Below are 12773 nucleotides of genomic sequence, written 5' to 3'. Positions count from 1 at the left end.
ATGGTACCGCATTGCCATTTCGGCCAAACGCACATGGCATGATGTGCGGCATGCCCGACTTGAGCCGCCGCGCGGTGCTCGGTCTCGGCGCCAGCGCCGCCGTCGGCGCGGTGAGTGCGTATGCGCTGAACGTACTGGTCCAGCCACGGCCGTCACACGCCGCGCCGGTGTCGTGGACCGCACCCCAAGTACCGTTGGCGCCGCCTCCACCGCCACTCGAGCCGGCTCCGGCGACTCAGGCCGCGCCGACCATGACGACGGGCTCGTTCGTGTCCGCCGCGCGTGGCGGGGTTTCGACCAACTGGGCGATCGCGCGTCCGCCGGGCCAGACCAAGCCGTTGCGACCCGTGATCGCGCTGCACGGAAAGGGCAGTGACGCGTCCACCGTGATGGCCGGCGGCGTGGAGCAGGGCTTGGCGCAGGCGGTCAATGCGGGGCTACCGCCGTTCGCGGTGGTAGCCGTCGACGGTGGCGGAAGTTACTGGCACAAGAGGGCTTCTGGCGAGGATTCCGGAGCCATGGTGCTCGACGAGCTCATCCCGATGCTGAGTACGCAGAACCTGGACACGTCACGGGTGGCGTTCTTGGGCTGGTCGATGGGCGGCTACGGCGCGCTGCTGCTGGGCGGCCGGCTGGGCCCGGCCCGCACCGCAGCGATTTGCGCGGTGAGCCCGGCACTATGGCTATCCCCCGGGGCGGCCGCACCGGGCGCGTTTGACGGCGCCGGCGATTGGTCGGCGAACAACGTATTCGGCATGCCCGCGCTGTCGTCCATCCCCATCCGGGTGGATTGCGGCGAAAGCGACCCATTCTACGCCGCGACCAAGCAGTTCGTGGCGCAGCTGCCCAACCCGCCCGCGGGTGGCTTCTCGCCCGGCGGGCACAACCCGGGCTTCTGGAGCTCGCAGCTATCCGCCGAGTTGGACTGGATGGCGCCGCTACTAACGGCCTGAGTCTTATGCCGAGCAGACGCAAAAGCACCGACACACCCGGCGTGTCGGGTGCTTTTGCGTCTGCTCGCGCCACGCCGTTCGACTGGAATCTGCCCTACGCGTGGCCACGCAAACCCGTACTGGCGGGCAACGTTGTGTGCACGTCGCAACCCCTTGCCGCTCAGGCGGGGCTTCGCATGCTCGCCGAGGGTGGCAGCGCCGTGGACGCGGCCATCGCGACCGCCATCACGCTGACGCTCGTCGAACCGGTGTCCAACGGAATCGGCTCCGATGCCTTCGCTATCGTATGGGATGGCCGCCAACTGCACGGTTTGAACGCATCCGGGCGATCCCCCGCCGCCTGGACGCCAGAGTACTTTGGCGGCAACGCTGTTCCCGCGCTCGGCTGGAACTCGGTCACCGTGCCCGGAGCGGTGTCGGCATGGGTGGAAATGCACGCCAGGTTCGGCAGACTTCCATTTGAAAAGCTCTTCGAGCCGGCAATCTCCTATGGCCGCAACGGCTTTCTCGTCTCACTGACCGTCGCGTCGCAGTGGGCGGCTCAGGTGCCGCTGTTCGAGGCACAACCGGGGTTCGCCGAAGCGTTCATGCCGGGTGGACGAGCACCGAAACCCGGTGAGCTGTTCAGGTTTCCCGACCACGCGGCGACGCTGGAGAAGATCGCCGCCACCAACGGCGAGGCGTTCTACCGTGGGGAACTCGCCGCGAAACTCGAATCCCACGCGAGTGCCAACAGCGGCGTCATGCGCGCCAGCGACCTGGCCGCTCATCGCGCCGACTGGGTCGGCACCATCAGCGGAAGCTACCGCGGCTACACCGTCCATCAGATACCGCCCAACGGCCAGGGAATCGTGGCCCTGATCGCCCTCGGACTCCTCGAGCAGTTCGACATGTCTTCGTATCCAGTCGATTCCGCCGACAGCGTGCACCTCCAGATCGAAGCGCTTAAGCTCGGCTTCGCCGATGCGCAGGCATTTGTGGCCGATATCGATCACATGCCGCTGCACCCGGAGCGCTTGCTGGACAAGGACTACCTGAAACGGCGGGCCGCCCTGATCGATCGAAGCCAGGCGAAGCCGGCCGAAGCCGGCACCCCGAACGGGGGGACCGTCTATTTGACCGCCGCCGACGCGTCGGGGGTGATGGTGTCGATGATCCAGTCGAACTACATGGGATTCGGCTCGGGTGTGGTAGTTCCGGGCACCGGCATCGCCCTACAGAACCGAGGAACGGATTTCGCTGCGGCCCAAGGGCATCCGAATCAGGTCGGGCCGAGTAAGCGTCCATACCATACGATCATCCCGGGCTTTGTGACCAAGGACGGCGCACCGGTGATGAGCTTCGGGGTGATGGGCGGACCGATGCAACCCCAGGGTCACGTGCAGGTGCTGACCCGCATCGCCGACTACGGTCAGAACCCACAGGCAGCCTGCGACGGCCCTCGGTTTCGCTGGATACAGGGTTTGCAGGTGAGCTACGAGAAAGGTTTTCCCGACTCAACTCTGGACGAGCTGCGCCGGCGCGGGCACGACCTGGTCGCCGTGGACGACTACAACCAGTTCGGCAGCTGCCAGGCGATCTGGCGGCTCGATGACGGGTACTTCGCCGCGAGTGATCCGCGCCGAGACGGCCAAGCCGCAGCATTTTGAGGCCTGCTAGACGCCGATCGTACCCTCGGTGGCCTTGAGGCCGATATCACTGCGGAAGTGACTGCCCGGCAGCCGGATTGAACCGAGAATGTCGTAAGCCTGTGCGCGCGCCGCGGGCAGATCGGCGCCGGTACCCACCACCGATAGCACCCGGCCACCCGAGGAGACGATCGCGCCGTCGTCGCGTCGCGCCGTTCCCGCGTGCAGCACCCCGTCGGCCTCGGAGCCGGCAACGACGTCTCCGACGCGCGGGCGTCCGGGATAGTTTTCGGCCGCCAACACTACCGTCACGGCCGACCCGTCGCGCCAGCGCAGCTGCTCGAAGTCGGCCAGCGTGGCGCTGGCCGCCGCATGCAGCAGCTGCCCGAGCGGCGTCTCCAGCAAGGCCAACACTGCCTGCGTCTCGGGATCGCCGAAGCGGCAGTTGAATTCGACCACAGCAGGCCCGTCTGCGGTTATCGCGAGACCAATATAGAGCAAGCCGTTGAACGGACTGCCACGCCGAACCATCTCGGCCGCAACGGGTTCGGCGATTCCGGCCACCATCTCGCGGTAGGAGTCGTCGGCAAGCCACGGCAGCGGCGCGTAAGCGCCCATGCCTCCGGTGTTGGGTCCGGTGTCCCCCTCACCAACCCGCTTGAAATCCTGAGCCGGCAACAACGGCACTACGGTTTCGCCGTCGACGACACAGAACAGCGATACCTCCGGGCCGTCGAGGTAGGACTCCAAAAGTACGGGGTGGCCGGCCTCGAGCAGTCCGGCGGCGTGGGCGCGGGCGGCGTCGCGGTCGGGCGTCACCACGACACCCTTGCCCGCGGCCAGATGGTCGTCCTTCACCACCCACGCCTGGTCACCGGCAGCAGGTCCGAACCGATCCAGGGCGGCGTCCAAATGTGCCGGGGTGTCCACTATTTCGCTGGTCGCGGTGCGCACACCGGCGGCCGCCATGACTTCCTTGGCGAACGCCTTGGAACCTTCGATGCGGGCAGCGTCCTTGCTAGGTCCGAAGCAGACGATGCCGGCAGCGCGCACGGCGTCAGCTACCCCGAGCACCAACGGCACCTCGGGGCCGATGACCACCATGTCGGCGCGGACCTTGCGCGCCAACGCGACGACGTCCTCGGCGGAGGTGACGTCGACGTCGTGCTGCTCGGCCACCCGCGCGGTGCCGGCGTTACCCGGCGCGATGACCAGCCCCGTAACCTGCGGATCTTTGGCGAGCGCCAGCAGCAGGGCATGTTCACGGGCACCGGAGCCGATCACCAGAACGCGCACGACACGTCACTCTATCGGGGCTGCCCGCCTTCCTGAACCCGCCAGGCGCTTCGGCGGGCCGCCCCCTCTCGGCCCGCCGGAGCACGACTCGCTAAATCTACCGGCTAGCCGTTCGGTAGCACAGTCCAAGCAGATCGCGCCTGAACGCTCAGTGCGGCTTGGTACCCGAGTGCATTTTCAATGCGTTGCCGACGTTGGCCTTCTTGTCCTCGCCGGCGCCCTTCGCAGCGGCCTTCTTGCGCTTTGCCACGACGGTGTCGACAGCGCCATTGAGGCCCGAACCCCGCGGAAACCCGAGGTAGTGGGTGAGGAAGACGGCCATCTCCTTCAGTTCGGCCTCGCTGAGTTCCCCGTTGAGCAGGGCGGCGTTGATCTGGATCTCGGCCAGGTCGCGATTTCCGGCCGCGGTCACCGCCGTCAGCGTCATGATGCGCTTGTCGCGCATCGACAACCCCGGTCGGGTCCAGATGCTGCCGAACAGGTGATCGACGGTCAGGTCGAAGTACGCGTCGCCCTCGATATTGGGCATCTCCCAGCCGTAGACCTCGTTCATCTTCTCCAGGCCCTTGCGGCGCAGCTCGTCCATCACGTCTCTTTCTCTGTGTGCGGTACCCCAAGAGCGGGTCCCAGCCGCTCGAGCGCCAGCCTAGCCAGCGGCAGGTCGACCGAGACCTCGTCGGCCAACGCCAGCGCCAGGCTGAGGTCCTTCTCGCCCAGGCCCCGGGTGTGCATGAACCCGTCGTAGAGGAAGTGGCCCGGCTCAAGGTCTTTCGTGTCTTCACGGAACATGATCGCGCCGGCGCCACCGGTCAGCTTGTCGGTATGACGCACCACGTTTCCGAGGTCCTGCAGGTTCAGGCCGGCGGCCTCGGCCAGCTTCCACGCCTCTCCCACCGCCGCCCACGTGGTGTAGGTGAGCATGTTGCGCGCCAGCTTCATTCGGGTGCCAGCGCCGGGTGGGCCGGCGTGCACCACCAACTCCGCCCAATGCGAGAAGGGCTCTTTGACACGGGCGAAGATCTCGTCGCTGGCGCCCACCATGGTGGCCAGCTGACCAAAACGCGCGGCCCGCCCGCCACCGCTGATCGGCGCATCGATGACGTGAATGCCCTGCGGTTCCAGCTCGCGCGCGAGCTCCTCGGCGGTGGTGTCGCTGATCGTGGAGTGAATCGCAATGATGGTGCCGGGCTTGGCGTTGCCCGCCAGCTCACCGACCACGTTGCGCACCTGCTCGTCATTGAGCACGGTAACGCTGATGATGTCAGCATTGGCGACATCGGCAACGCTGTCAGCCAGGCTTGCTCCTCGTTCCGCCAACGGCGTCATAGCCTCGGGCCGGATGTCGTAAACCGTTAGACCGCCCGGCCATTCGACCATTTTCTTGGCCATCGGCGTGCCCATATTGCCCAGGCCGATGTAACCCAACTTCAGCTCAGTGCTCATGACCGGATTATCTGTCCGCCGTCAACATTGAAGATCTGCCCGGTGATCCAGGAGGCCTGGTCGCTGAGCAGGAACAAACACATGCCCACCAGATCGTCCGGTGTCCCCATCCGGCTCAGCGGGATCTGCTGCACCATCGTCTTGACCAGCTCGCCCGGAGTGACGGTCCTGGTGGCTTCGGTGTCGATCGGCCCGGGTGCGATGGCGTTGATCCTGATCTTCATTCCGCCCAGCTCCCGAGAGAGCTGCTGGGTCAGCCCATTAACGCCGACTTTGGCCAGACCGTAAAAACCTGAGTATAGCCACGCCGCGGTGGACGACTGGTTGACGATCGCGCCGCCGCCCCGCTTGGCCATGTGCTGGTACACCGCGCGAGTACAGATCAGTACCCCGTCGTGGTTGACGCTCATGAATTTCTTGTAGTAGTCGATCGGCACGGTCATCAGCAGGTCGAGTTTCATGCCGCCGTAGATCGCCGCGTTGTTGACCAGGTAGTCGATCCCGCCGAACTCACTGACCGTGCGATCGGCCATGGCCTTCGCCGACTCCTCGTCGGAAACGTCAACCGGAACATGGATCGCCGTGCCGCCGTCGGCGACGATCTGCTTGGCCGCACTTTCGGCGGCATCGGCGTTGATGTCGGCGACGACCACTGAGGCACCCTCGCGGGCCAGGGCCTGGGCGTATGCCTGCCCGATGCCCTGCGCAGCTCCGGTGACGATGGCCACCTTGTTTTCAAACATGGCTTCCTTCCTGCCCAATATGGGGTTATGGCCTTTGTCCTTGCGTCGAACGTGCACTGGCTGCGATATTTTCGCGAAGTTTTCGCCGTGAGTACACGCTCGGCGAGCAAGACAAAGCGCTAACTCGCAGCGGTCGCGATGAGTTTGGCTTCCAGGTACTCCTCGAAACCAAGCAGTCCCATCTCGCGGCCGTTGCCGGACTGCTTGTAACCGCCGAACGGCGCATCCGCGGAGTACCAGACGCCGCCGTTGACGTTGACGGTACCGACCCGCAGCCGCGCCGCGACCCCTGCGGCACGAGCAGGGTCAGCGCTGAACACGGTGCCCGACAGGCCATATGGCGAGTCGTTGGCAATGCGCACCGCATCGTCGTCGCCGTCATGGGCGATCACCGTGAGCACCGGGCCGAAGATCTCCTCCTGCGCGACCCGCGCGTCGTTGCCCAGGCCTGCGATGACGGTCGGCTCGATGAAGAACCCGACGTCCCGGCCGGCCGGCCGGCCGCCACCGCACGCAAATGTACCGCCCTCGGCGATCGCCGAGTCCAAGTAGCCCTGTACCCGGTCGCGCTGTCGAGCCGAAATCAAAGGCCCACAAACCGTTTTGGAATCATTGGGATCGCCGGGCTTGATCGAGCCCATGGTGCCCGCCGCGATCGCGACAGCCTCGTCATAGCGCGCCCTGGGCACCACCAGCCGCGTCGTGATCGCGCAGCCCTGCCCGGCGTGCATGGATGCGGTGAATGCCGAAACCGCGCACGCCCCGGCCAGATCGGCGTCGTCAAGCACGAGAAATGCCGACTTGCCACCCAGCTCCAGAAACACCTTCTTGATGCCGGCGGCGGCGTCGGCCATCACGCTGCGGCCGGTGGCCGTCGAGCCGGTGAACGAAACCATGTCTACCCGGGGGTCTTTCGCCAACAGCGCTCCTACGCTGTGGTCGCTGGACGTGACGATGTTGACCACCCCCGGCGGAAAGTCGGTGTGCCCGGCGATGAGCTCGCCGAGCACCGCCGCACACCAAGGTGTATCGGGCGCCGGCTTCAGGACGATGGTGTTGCCCGCGGCCAGTGCGGGACCCAGCTTGGCGAGATTGATCTGGTGCGGGAAGTTCCACGGGGTGATCGCGCCGACGACGCCGACGGCTTCCCGGGCGATGGTGCGCCGAGTGGGGATTCCCATCGGCGACGCCTCACCGAGATCCTGATTCCACACATACGATTCGGCCGTGTCCGCTGAGAACGCCAGGTCGTTCACCGGGCCTTCCAACTGGGCTGCGGCGGTAAGCATTCGGGGCGCACCGACTTCTGCGATGGTGATCTCCCGCAACTCTTCCGCGTGTTGCTGCATCGCATCACGCAACTGGCGCACGCACCGCACGCGTAATTCGGTGTTGCGCGACCAGTCAGTCTCGTCGAAGGCACGCCGTGCGGCATCGATGGCGCGGCTCATGTCTTCGGCGTCGGCGTCAGCGGCGACGCCCAGCACCTCCTCGGTGGCCGGGTTGACCGTGGGGAAGGTGCCCGCACTGCCCGGACACGGTTTGCCGCCGATGAACAGTGCACTAACGCCGTCGGCGATCAACGCCATATCTCGCTCCAATCGAATGGACACTTGTCCGATATTGCCCCCTCGAACCATAGCCTTCGGGCTATCTACGGTGCAAGGGCTCATCTCGGCGTCAGTGAGCGGGGCATACCGATATCCATCTGAGCAGGATAATTAGTGGCTGGAGTTGCTTCACTACGTGTCCATCCTCTAGCTTGGACATGTGTCCAGCGACGCACTGGTTACCACTCAACCCGAGGCCGGCGGGGCACCACGCAACCGCCGCCAAGAGGAAACCTTCCGCAAGGTGCTGACCGCAGGCATGGAGACGCTGCGGGAGAACTCCTACGCCGACCTGACCGTGCGCATGGTGGCGGCCCGCGCCAAGGTGGCCCCTGCTACCGCCTACACCTACTTCTCGTCGAAGAACCACCTGATCGCCGAGGTCTACCTCGACCTGGTGCGTCAGGTTCCCTACTTCACCGACGTCAACGACCCCATGCCCACCCGCGTACATCAAGCGCTGCGCCACCTGGCCCTGGTGGTCGCTGACGAACCCGAGGTCGGCGCGGCGTGTACCGCGGCGTTGCTCGGCGGCGGTACTGACCCGGCGGTCCGCGACGCCCGCGATCGGATCGGATCGGAGATCCACCGCCGCATTACGTCTGCCATCGGGCCCGGGGCGGACCCCGGCACCGTGTCGGCGCTGGAGATGGCCTTCTTCGGCGCACTGGTGCAGGCCGGCAGCGGGGAATCCACCTATCACAAGACCGCTGACCGGCTGGCCGACGTAGTCAGGCTCATCCTGGCCGGAGCAGAAACATCAAACGGGAGCGAGCAATGACGATTCATGTTGGCGGTCCCGAGCTGATCCTCGATCCCTACGACTACGACTTCCACGAAGACCCGTATCCGTACTACAAGCGGCTGCGCGACGAGGCCCCGCTGTACCACAACGAGAAGCTGGGATTCTGGGCGTTGTCGCGGCATCACGATGTGCTGCACGGCTTCCGTAACAGCACCACGCTTTCCAACCGCGACGGCGTCTCCCTGGATCCGGTGTCACGCGGACCCCACGCGTCGAAGACGATGTCCTTCCTGGCCATGGACGACCCGGATCATCTGCGGCTGCGCACACTGGTGTCAAAAGGCTTCACACCGCGCCGGATTCGCGAACTCGAGCCGCGGGTGACGGAGCTGGCCCACCAGCACCTAGACACGATGCTGGAGAAGGCCGGCAATTGCGAAACCGTGGACTATGTCGCGGAGTTCGCCGGCAAGCTGCCGATGGACGTGATCTCCGAACTGATGGGCGTGCCGGTGGCAGACCGCGACCGCATCCGTGCCATGGCCGATGGCGTGATGCATCGCGAGGACGGTGTCAACGATGTGCCGGCTTCGGCGATCGAGGCGTCGATCGGCCTGATCGTCTACTACCAGGCGATGATCGCCGAGCGCCGCAAGAAGCCGACCGACGATCTCACCTCGGCACTGCTGGCGGCCGAGATCGACGGCGACCGGCTCACCGACGAGGAAGTTCTCGGGTTCATGTTCTTGATGGTGATCGCCGGCAACGAGACGACGACCAAACTCCTTGCCAATGCCGCGTTCTGGGGTTACAAGAATCCCGATCAGCTGACGCCGATCTACGCCGACCTGGCCAGGGTGCCGCTGTGGGTTGAGGAAACCCTGCGCTATGACACGTCAAGCCAAATCCTGGCCCGCACCGTCTCCGGAGAACTCAACCTCTACGACACGACGATCCCCGACGGGGACGTTCTGCTGCTGCTCCCCGGTTCAGCCCACCGCGACGAGCGGGTGTTCGACAATCCAGACGACTATCTGATCGGGCGCGAAATCGGGTCCAAACTCATGAGTTTCGGCAGCGGCGCGCACTTCTGCCTGGGCGCCCATCTGGCCCGGATGGAAGCCAGGGTCGCGCTCACCGAGCTCTTCAAGCGAATCCGCGGGTACCAGGTCGACGAGGCCAACGCCGTCCGCGTCCACTCCAGCAATGTCCGCGGATTCGCCCACCTACCAATCACCGTGGAGGTTTCCTGAGATGCCGCGCTTCGAACCACATCCGGACCGCCGGCCGGCGATCGTCGCCGGCGCCTCGTCGGGAATCGGAGCGGCCACGGCGGTTGAGCTTGCCGCCCACGGCTTTCCGGTGGCACTGGGCGCTAGGCGGCTGGACAAGTGCCAGGAACTCGCCGAAAAGATTCGCGCGGACGGCGGTGAGGCCGTCGCGTTGCCGCTCGACGTCACCGACCCGGACTCGGTCAAAGGATTCGTGCACCGTGCCACCGAGCAGCTCGGAGACATCGAGGTACTTGTCACCGGCGCCGGCGACACCTACTTCGGCAGACTGCACGAAATCGACACCGAGACTTTCGAATCGCAGGTCCAGATCCACCTCATCGGGGCGAACCGGTTGGCCACCGCCGTGCTTCCGGGCATGATCGAGCGTCGGCGCGGCGACCTCATCTTCGTGGGTTCCGATGTTGCGCTGCGCCAGCGTCCGCACATGGGCGCCTACGGTGCGGCGAAAGCCGCACTGGTCGCGATGGTTACCAATCTGCAGATGGAGCTCGAGGGAACCGGGGTTCGCGCGTCGATCGTGCACCCCGGGCCGACGAAGACCGGGATGGGCTGGAGTCTGCCCCTCGAGTCGATCGGCCCTGCGCTGGAGGACTGGGCCAAGTGGGGTCAGGCCCGCCACAACTACTTCCTGCGGGCCGCTGATCTCGCCCGCGCGATCACGTTCGTCGCGGAGACCCCCCGGGGCGGCTTCGTGGTCAACATGGAACTTCAGCCGGAAGCACCGTTGGCCGAAACCAAAGAACGGCAACAACTCAGGGTCGATGAGAAAGACTTGAACTCATGACTTCGCGAAATGACGATGCGGCGCGAGGCACGAGCGCCGAAAAGGAGTGAGCAAAATGACAACTGCTGTCGTGCCACGGGTTTCGGGTGGCGAGGAAGAGCACGGGCATCTCGAAGAATTCCGCACCGATCCGATCGGCCTGATGAAGCGAACCCGCGAAGAGTGCGGGGACGTGGGCTGGTTCCAGCTGGCGGACAAGCACGTCATCCTGCTTTCCGGCGCCAACGCCAACGAGTTCTTCTTCCGTTCCGCCGACGAGGATCTCGACCAGGCCGAGGCGTATCCCTTCATGACACCCATCTTCGGCAAGGGTGTGGTGTTCGATGCCAGCCCGGAGCGCCGCAAGGAGATGCTGCACAACTCGGCATTGCGTGGTGAGCAGATGAAGGGTCACGCCACCACCATCGAGGGCGAAGTAAAGAAGATGATCGCCGACTGGGGCGACGAAGGCGAGATCGAATTGCTCGACTTCTTCGCCGAGTTGACCATCTACACCTCGACGGCCTGCCTGATCGGGCTGAAATTTCGCAACCAGCTCGACGGCCGGTTCGCGCACTACTACCACGAGCTGGAGCGTGGAACCGATCCCCTGTGTTACGTCGACCCCTACCTACCGATCGAAAGTTTCCGGCGCCGCGACGAAGCGCGAGTAGGGCTGGTGGCACTGGTCCAGGAGATCATGGACCAGCGAATCGCCAACCCGCCCAAGGACAAAGGCGATCGCGACATGCTGGACGTGCTGGTGTCCATCAAGGACGAAGAAGGCAACCTTCGGTTCTCCGCCGACGAGATCACCGGCATGTTCATCTCGCTGATGTTCGCCGGGCATCACACCAGTTCGGGCACATCCGCATGGACGTTGATCGAGCTGATCCGCCACCCCGACGTCTACGTGGAGGTGGCCAAGGAGCTCGACGAGCTCTACGCCGACGGCCAGGAGGTGAGTTTCCATGCACTGCGCCAGATTCCGAAGCTGGAGAACGTACTCAAGGAGACGCTGCGGCTACACCCGCCGCTGATCATCCTGATGCGGGTGGCCAAGGGCGAGTTCGAGGTCGAGGGCTTCCCGATCCACGACGGTGACTACGTGGCCGCATCTCCGGCAATCTCCAATCGGATTCCCGAGGATTTCCCCGACCCCGACTCGTTCGACCCGGACCGGTATGAGAAACCGCGCCAGGAAGATCTGGTGAATCGGTGGACCTGGATCCCGTTCGGGGCGGGCCGGCATCGTTGCGTCGGGGCCGCGTTCGCCCAGATGCAGATCAAAGCCATCTTCTCGGTGCTGTTGCGCGAGTACGAGTTTGAGATGGCCCAGCCCGCCGACAGCTACCACAACGACCACTCCAAGATGGTCGTCCAGCTGGCCAAGCCGGCCAAGGTCCGCTACCGCAAGCGCGGAGCGTAAGGACTACGGCTCATGGGCGCTGAAGTATCCAAAGGCTTCCGGATCAAGGCGGATCTGGATCTGTGCCAAGGCCACGCCATGTGCGAGCTGGAGGCACCGGACTTCTTCCGCGTACCCAAGCGGGGCAAGGTCGAGATCATCGACCCCGAGCCGCCGGACGACGCCCGCGACGAGGTCGAGCGGGCGGTCGAATCATGCCCTACCCAAGCACTATTCATCCAAGACATCAGGAAGGCTGACTAATGTCATCTCAAGCGTCACACTCACGCGAGGCACTCGAGGACTGGGTCGAACGCTGGCTTGAGGCCAACCGGGCGGCGGAGCGGGCAGGCGACTGGACGCCGCTGGCGGATTTCTACGCCCCCGACGCCACCTACGGATGGAACATCGGCCCGAAGGAAGACGTGATGTGCGTCGGCATCGACGAGATCCGCGACGTCGCGTTAGGCCTTGAGATGGAGGGCCTGGAGAACTGGCAGTACCCGTATCAGAGGGTCATCATCGACGAGAAGCAGGGCGAGATCGTCGGCTTCTGGAAGCAGGTCGCCACCGACTCCGACGGCTCTCAGTCCGAGATCTACGGCATCGGCGGCAGCTGGTTTCGGCTCAACGCCGACGGCAAGATCGAATGGCAACGAGACTTCTTCGACTTTGGCCACGTCCAGGCTCTGTATTTGGAACTGATGAAGGCGGGGAAGCTCTCCAAGGGCATGCAGAAGCGGATCGAGCGCAGCCTGGCGGGTGAAAAACTGCCTGGCTACTACCCGCTCGGCCGGGCCCCGGTGCCCATCTGGTAGCTCCCGGCGGACTGATTTGGCAACTAACCTACACTCAACCAAGCGGTTGCTTCGACGGAGCTTCAGGCCGT

13 protein-coding genes are annotated in these 12773 nt (G+C 65.0%); 8 read left to right on the top strand and 5 right to left on the bottom strand.

Annotated features, from left to right (window positions below):
* Nucleotides 1-38: 38 nt before the first annotated feature.
* Both AC5Y21_RS06475 and ggt read left to right on the top strand, forming a co-directional pair.
* Nucleotides 39-953 (top strand): alpha/beta hydrolase-fold protein, encoded by a 915-nt coding sequence (locus AC5Y21_RS06475; protein WP_499910632.1) that lies wholly within the window; start codon nucleotides 39-41, stop codon nucleotides 951-953.
* A 41-nt stretch (nucleotides 954-994) separates the two neighbouring features.
* Nucleotides 995-2602, top strand: coding sequence for a gamma-glutamyltransferase (gene ggt, locus AC5Y21_RS06470; protein ID WP_499910530.1), 1608 nt, complete (start codon nucleotides 995-997; stop codon nucleotides 2600-2602).
* Between the two features lie 6 nt (nucleotides 2603-2608).
* Here ggt and purD read toward each other — a convergent pair whose 3' ends face one another.
* The 5 genes from purD to AC5Y21_RS06445 form a co-directional block, all read right to left on the bottom strand.
* Entirely contained in the window at nucleotides 2609-3877 is a 1269-nt protein-coding gene (gene purD, locus AC5Y21_RS06465; RefSeq protein ID WP_499910528.1) for a phosphoribosylamine--glycine ligase, read from the bottom strand.
* Nucleotides 3878-4025: 148 nt separating this feature from the next.
* On the bottom strand, nucleotides 4026-4463 hold the full coding sequence (locus AC5Y21_RS06460) for a carboxymuconolactone decarboxylase family protein (RefSeq protein ID WP_499910526.1): 438 nt from the start codon (nucleotides 4461-4463) through the stop codon (nucleotides 4026-4028).
* Nucleotides 4463-5320, bottom strand: a complete 858-nt coding sequence (locus AC5Y21_RS06455; protein WP_499910524.1) for an NAD(P)-dependent oxidoreductase — start codon at nucleotides 5318-5320, stop codon at nucleotides 4463-4465. Before AC5Y21_RS06455 ends, AC5Y21_RS06460 begins: the two co-directional genes overlap by 1 nt.
* Nucleotides 5317-6063: an SDR family oxidoreductase gene (locus AC5Y21_RS06450; RefSeq protein ID WP_499910522.1), complete on the bottom strand. Its 747-nt coding sequence runs from the start codon at nucleotides 6061-6063 to the stop codon at nucleotides 5317-5319. Before AC5Y21_RS06450 ends, AC5Y21_RS06455 begins: the two co-directional genes overlap by 4 nt.
* A gap of 119 nt (nucleotides 6064-6182) precedes the next feature.
* Nucleotides 6183-7652 carry an aldehyde dehydrogenase gene (locus tag AC5Y21_RS06445; RefSeq protein ID WP_499910631.1) on the bottom strand — a complete coding sequence of 490 codons (1470 nt, stop codon included), beginning with the start codon at nucleotides 7650-7652 and terminating at the stop codon, nucleotides 6183-6185.
* A 181-nt stretch (nucleotides 7653-7833) separates the two neighbouring features.
* Here AC5Y21_RS06445 and AC5Y21_RS06440 point away from each other — a divergent pair, with 181 nt between their 5' ends.
* Genes AC5Y21_RS06440 through AC5Y21_RS06415 form a run of 6 tightly spaced genes read left to right on the top strand, consistent with a single transcriptional unit; the run spans nucleotide 7834 to nucleotide 12702 of the window.
* On the top strand, nucleotides 7834-8454 hold the full coding sequence (locus AC5Y21_RS06440) for a TetR/AcrR family transcriptional regulator (protein ID WP_499910520.1): 621 nt from the start codon (nucleotides 7834-7836) through the stop codon (nucleotides 8452-8454).
* Nucleotides 8451-9671 carry a cytochrome P450 gene (locus AC5Y21_RS06435; RefSeq protein ID WP_499910518.1) on the top strand — a complete coding sequence of 407 codons (1221 nt, stop codon included), beginning with the start codon at nucleotides 8451-8453 and terminating at the stop codon, nucleotides 9669-9671. The genes AC5Y21_RS06440 and AC5Y21_RS06435 overlap by 4 nt, the downstream gene beginning before the upstream one ends.
* Nucleotide 9672: 1 nt before the next feature.
* On the top strand, nucleotides 9673-10497 hold the full coding sequence (locus AC5Y21_RS06430) for an SDR family oxidoreductase (RefSeq protein ID WP_499910516.1): 825 nt from the start codon (nucleotides 9673-9675) through the stop codon (nucleotides 10495-10497).
* 55 nt (nucleotides 10498-10552) lie between these two features.
* Entirely contained in the window at nucleotides 10553-11905 is a 1353-nt protein-coding gene (gene cyp51, locus AC5Y21_RS06425; RefSeq protein WP_499910514.1) for a lanosterol 14-alpha demethylase, read from the top strand.
* A 12-nt stretch (nucleotides 11906-11917) separates the two neighbouring features.
* Complete coding sequence (locus tag AC5Y21_RS06420) at nucleotides 11918-12148, top strand: ferredoxin (protein ID WP_499910513.1); 231 nt, start codon at nucleotides 11918-11920, stop codon at nucleotides 12146-12148.
* Nucleotides 12148-12702: a nuclear transport factor 2 family protein gene (locus AC5Y21_RS06415; protein WP_499910511.1), complete on the top strand. Its 555-nt coding sequence runs from the start codon at nucleotides 12148-12150 to the stop codon at nucleotides 12700-12702. Before AC5Y21_RS06420 ends, AC5Y21_RS06415 begins: the two co-directional genes overlap by 1 nt.
* Nucleotides 12703-12773: the final 71 nt, after the last annotated feature.

It is taken from the genome of Mycobacterium sp. NGS41, from assembly GCF_059812725.1.
This window is presented reverse-complemented; position numbering and strand designations above follow the sequence as displayed.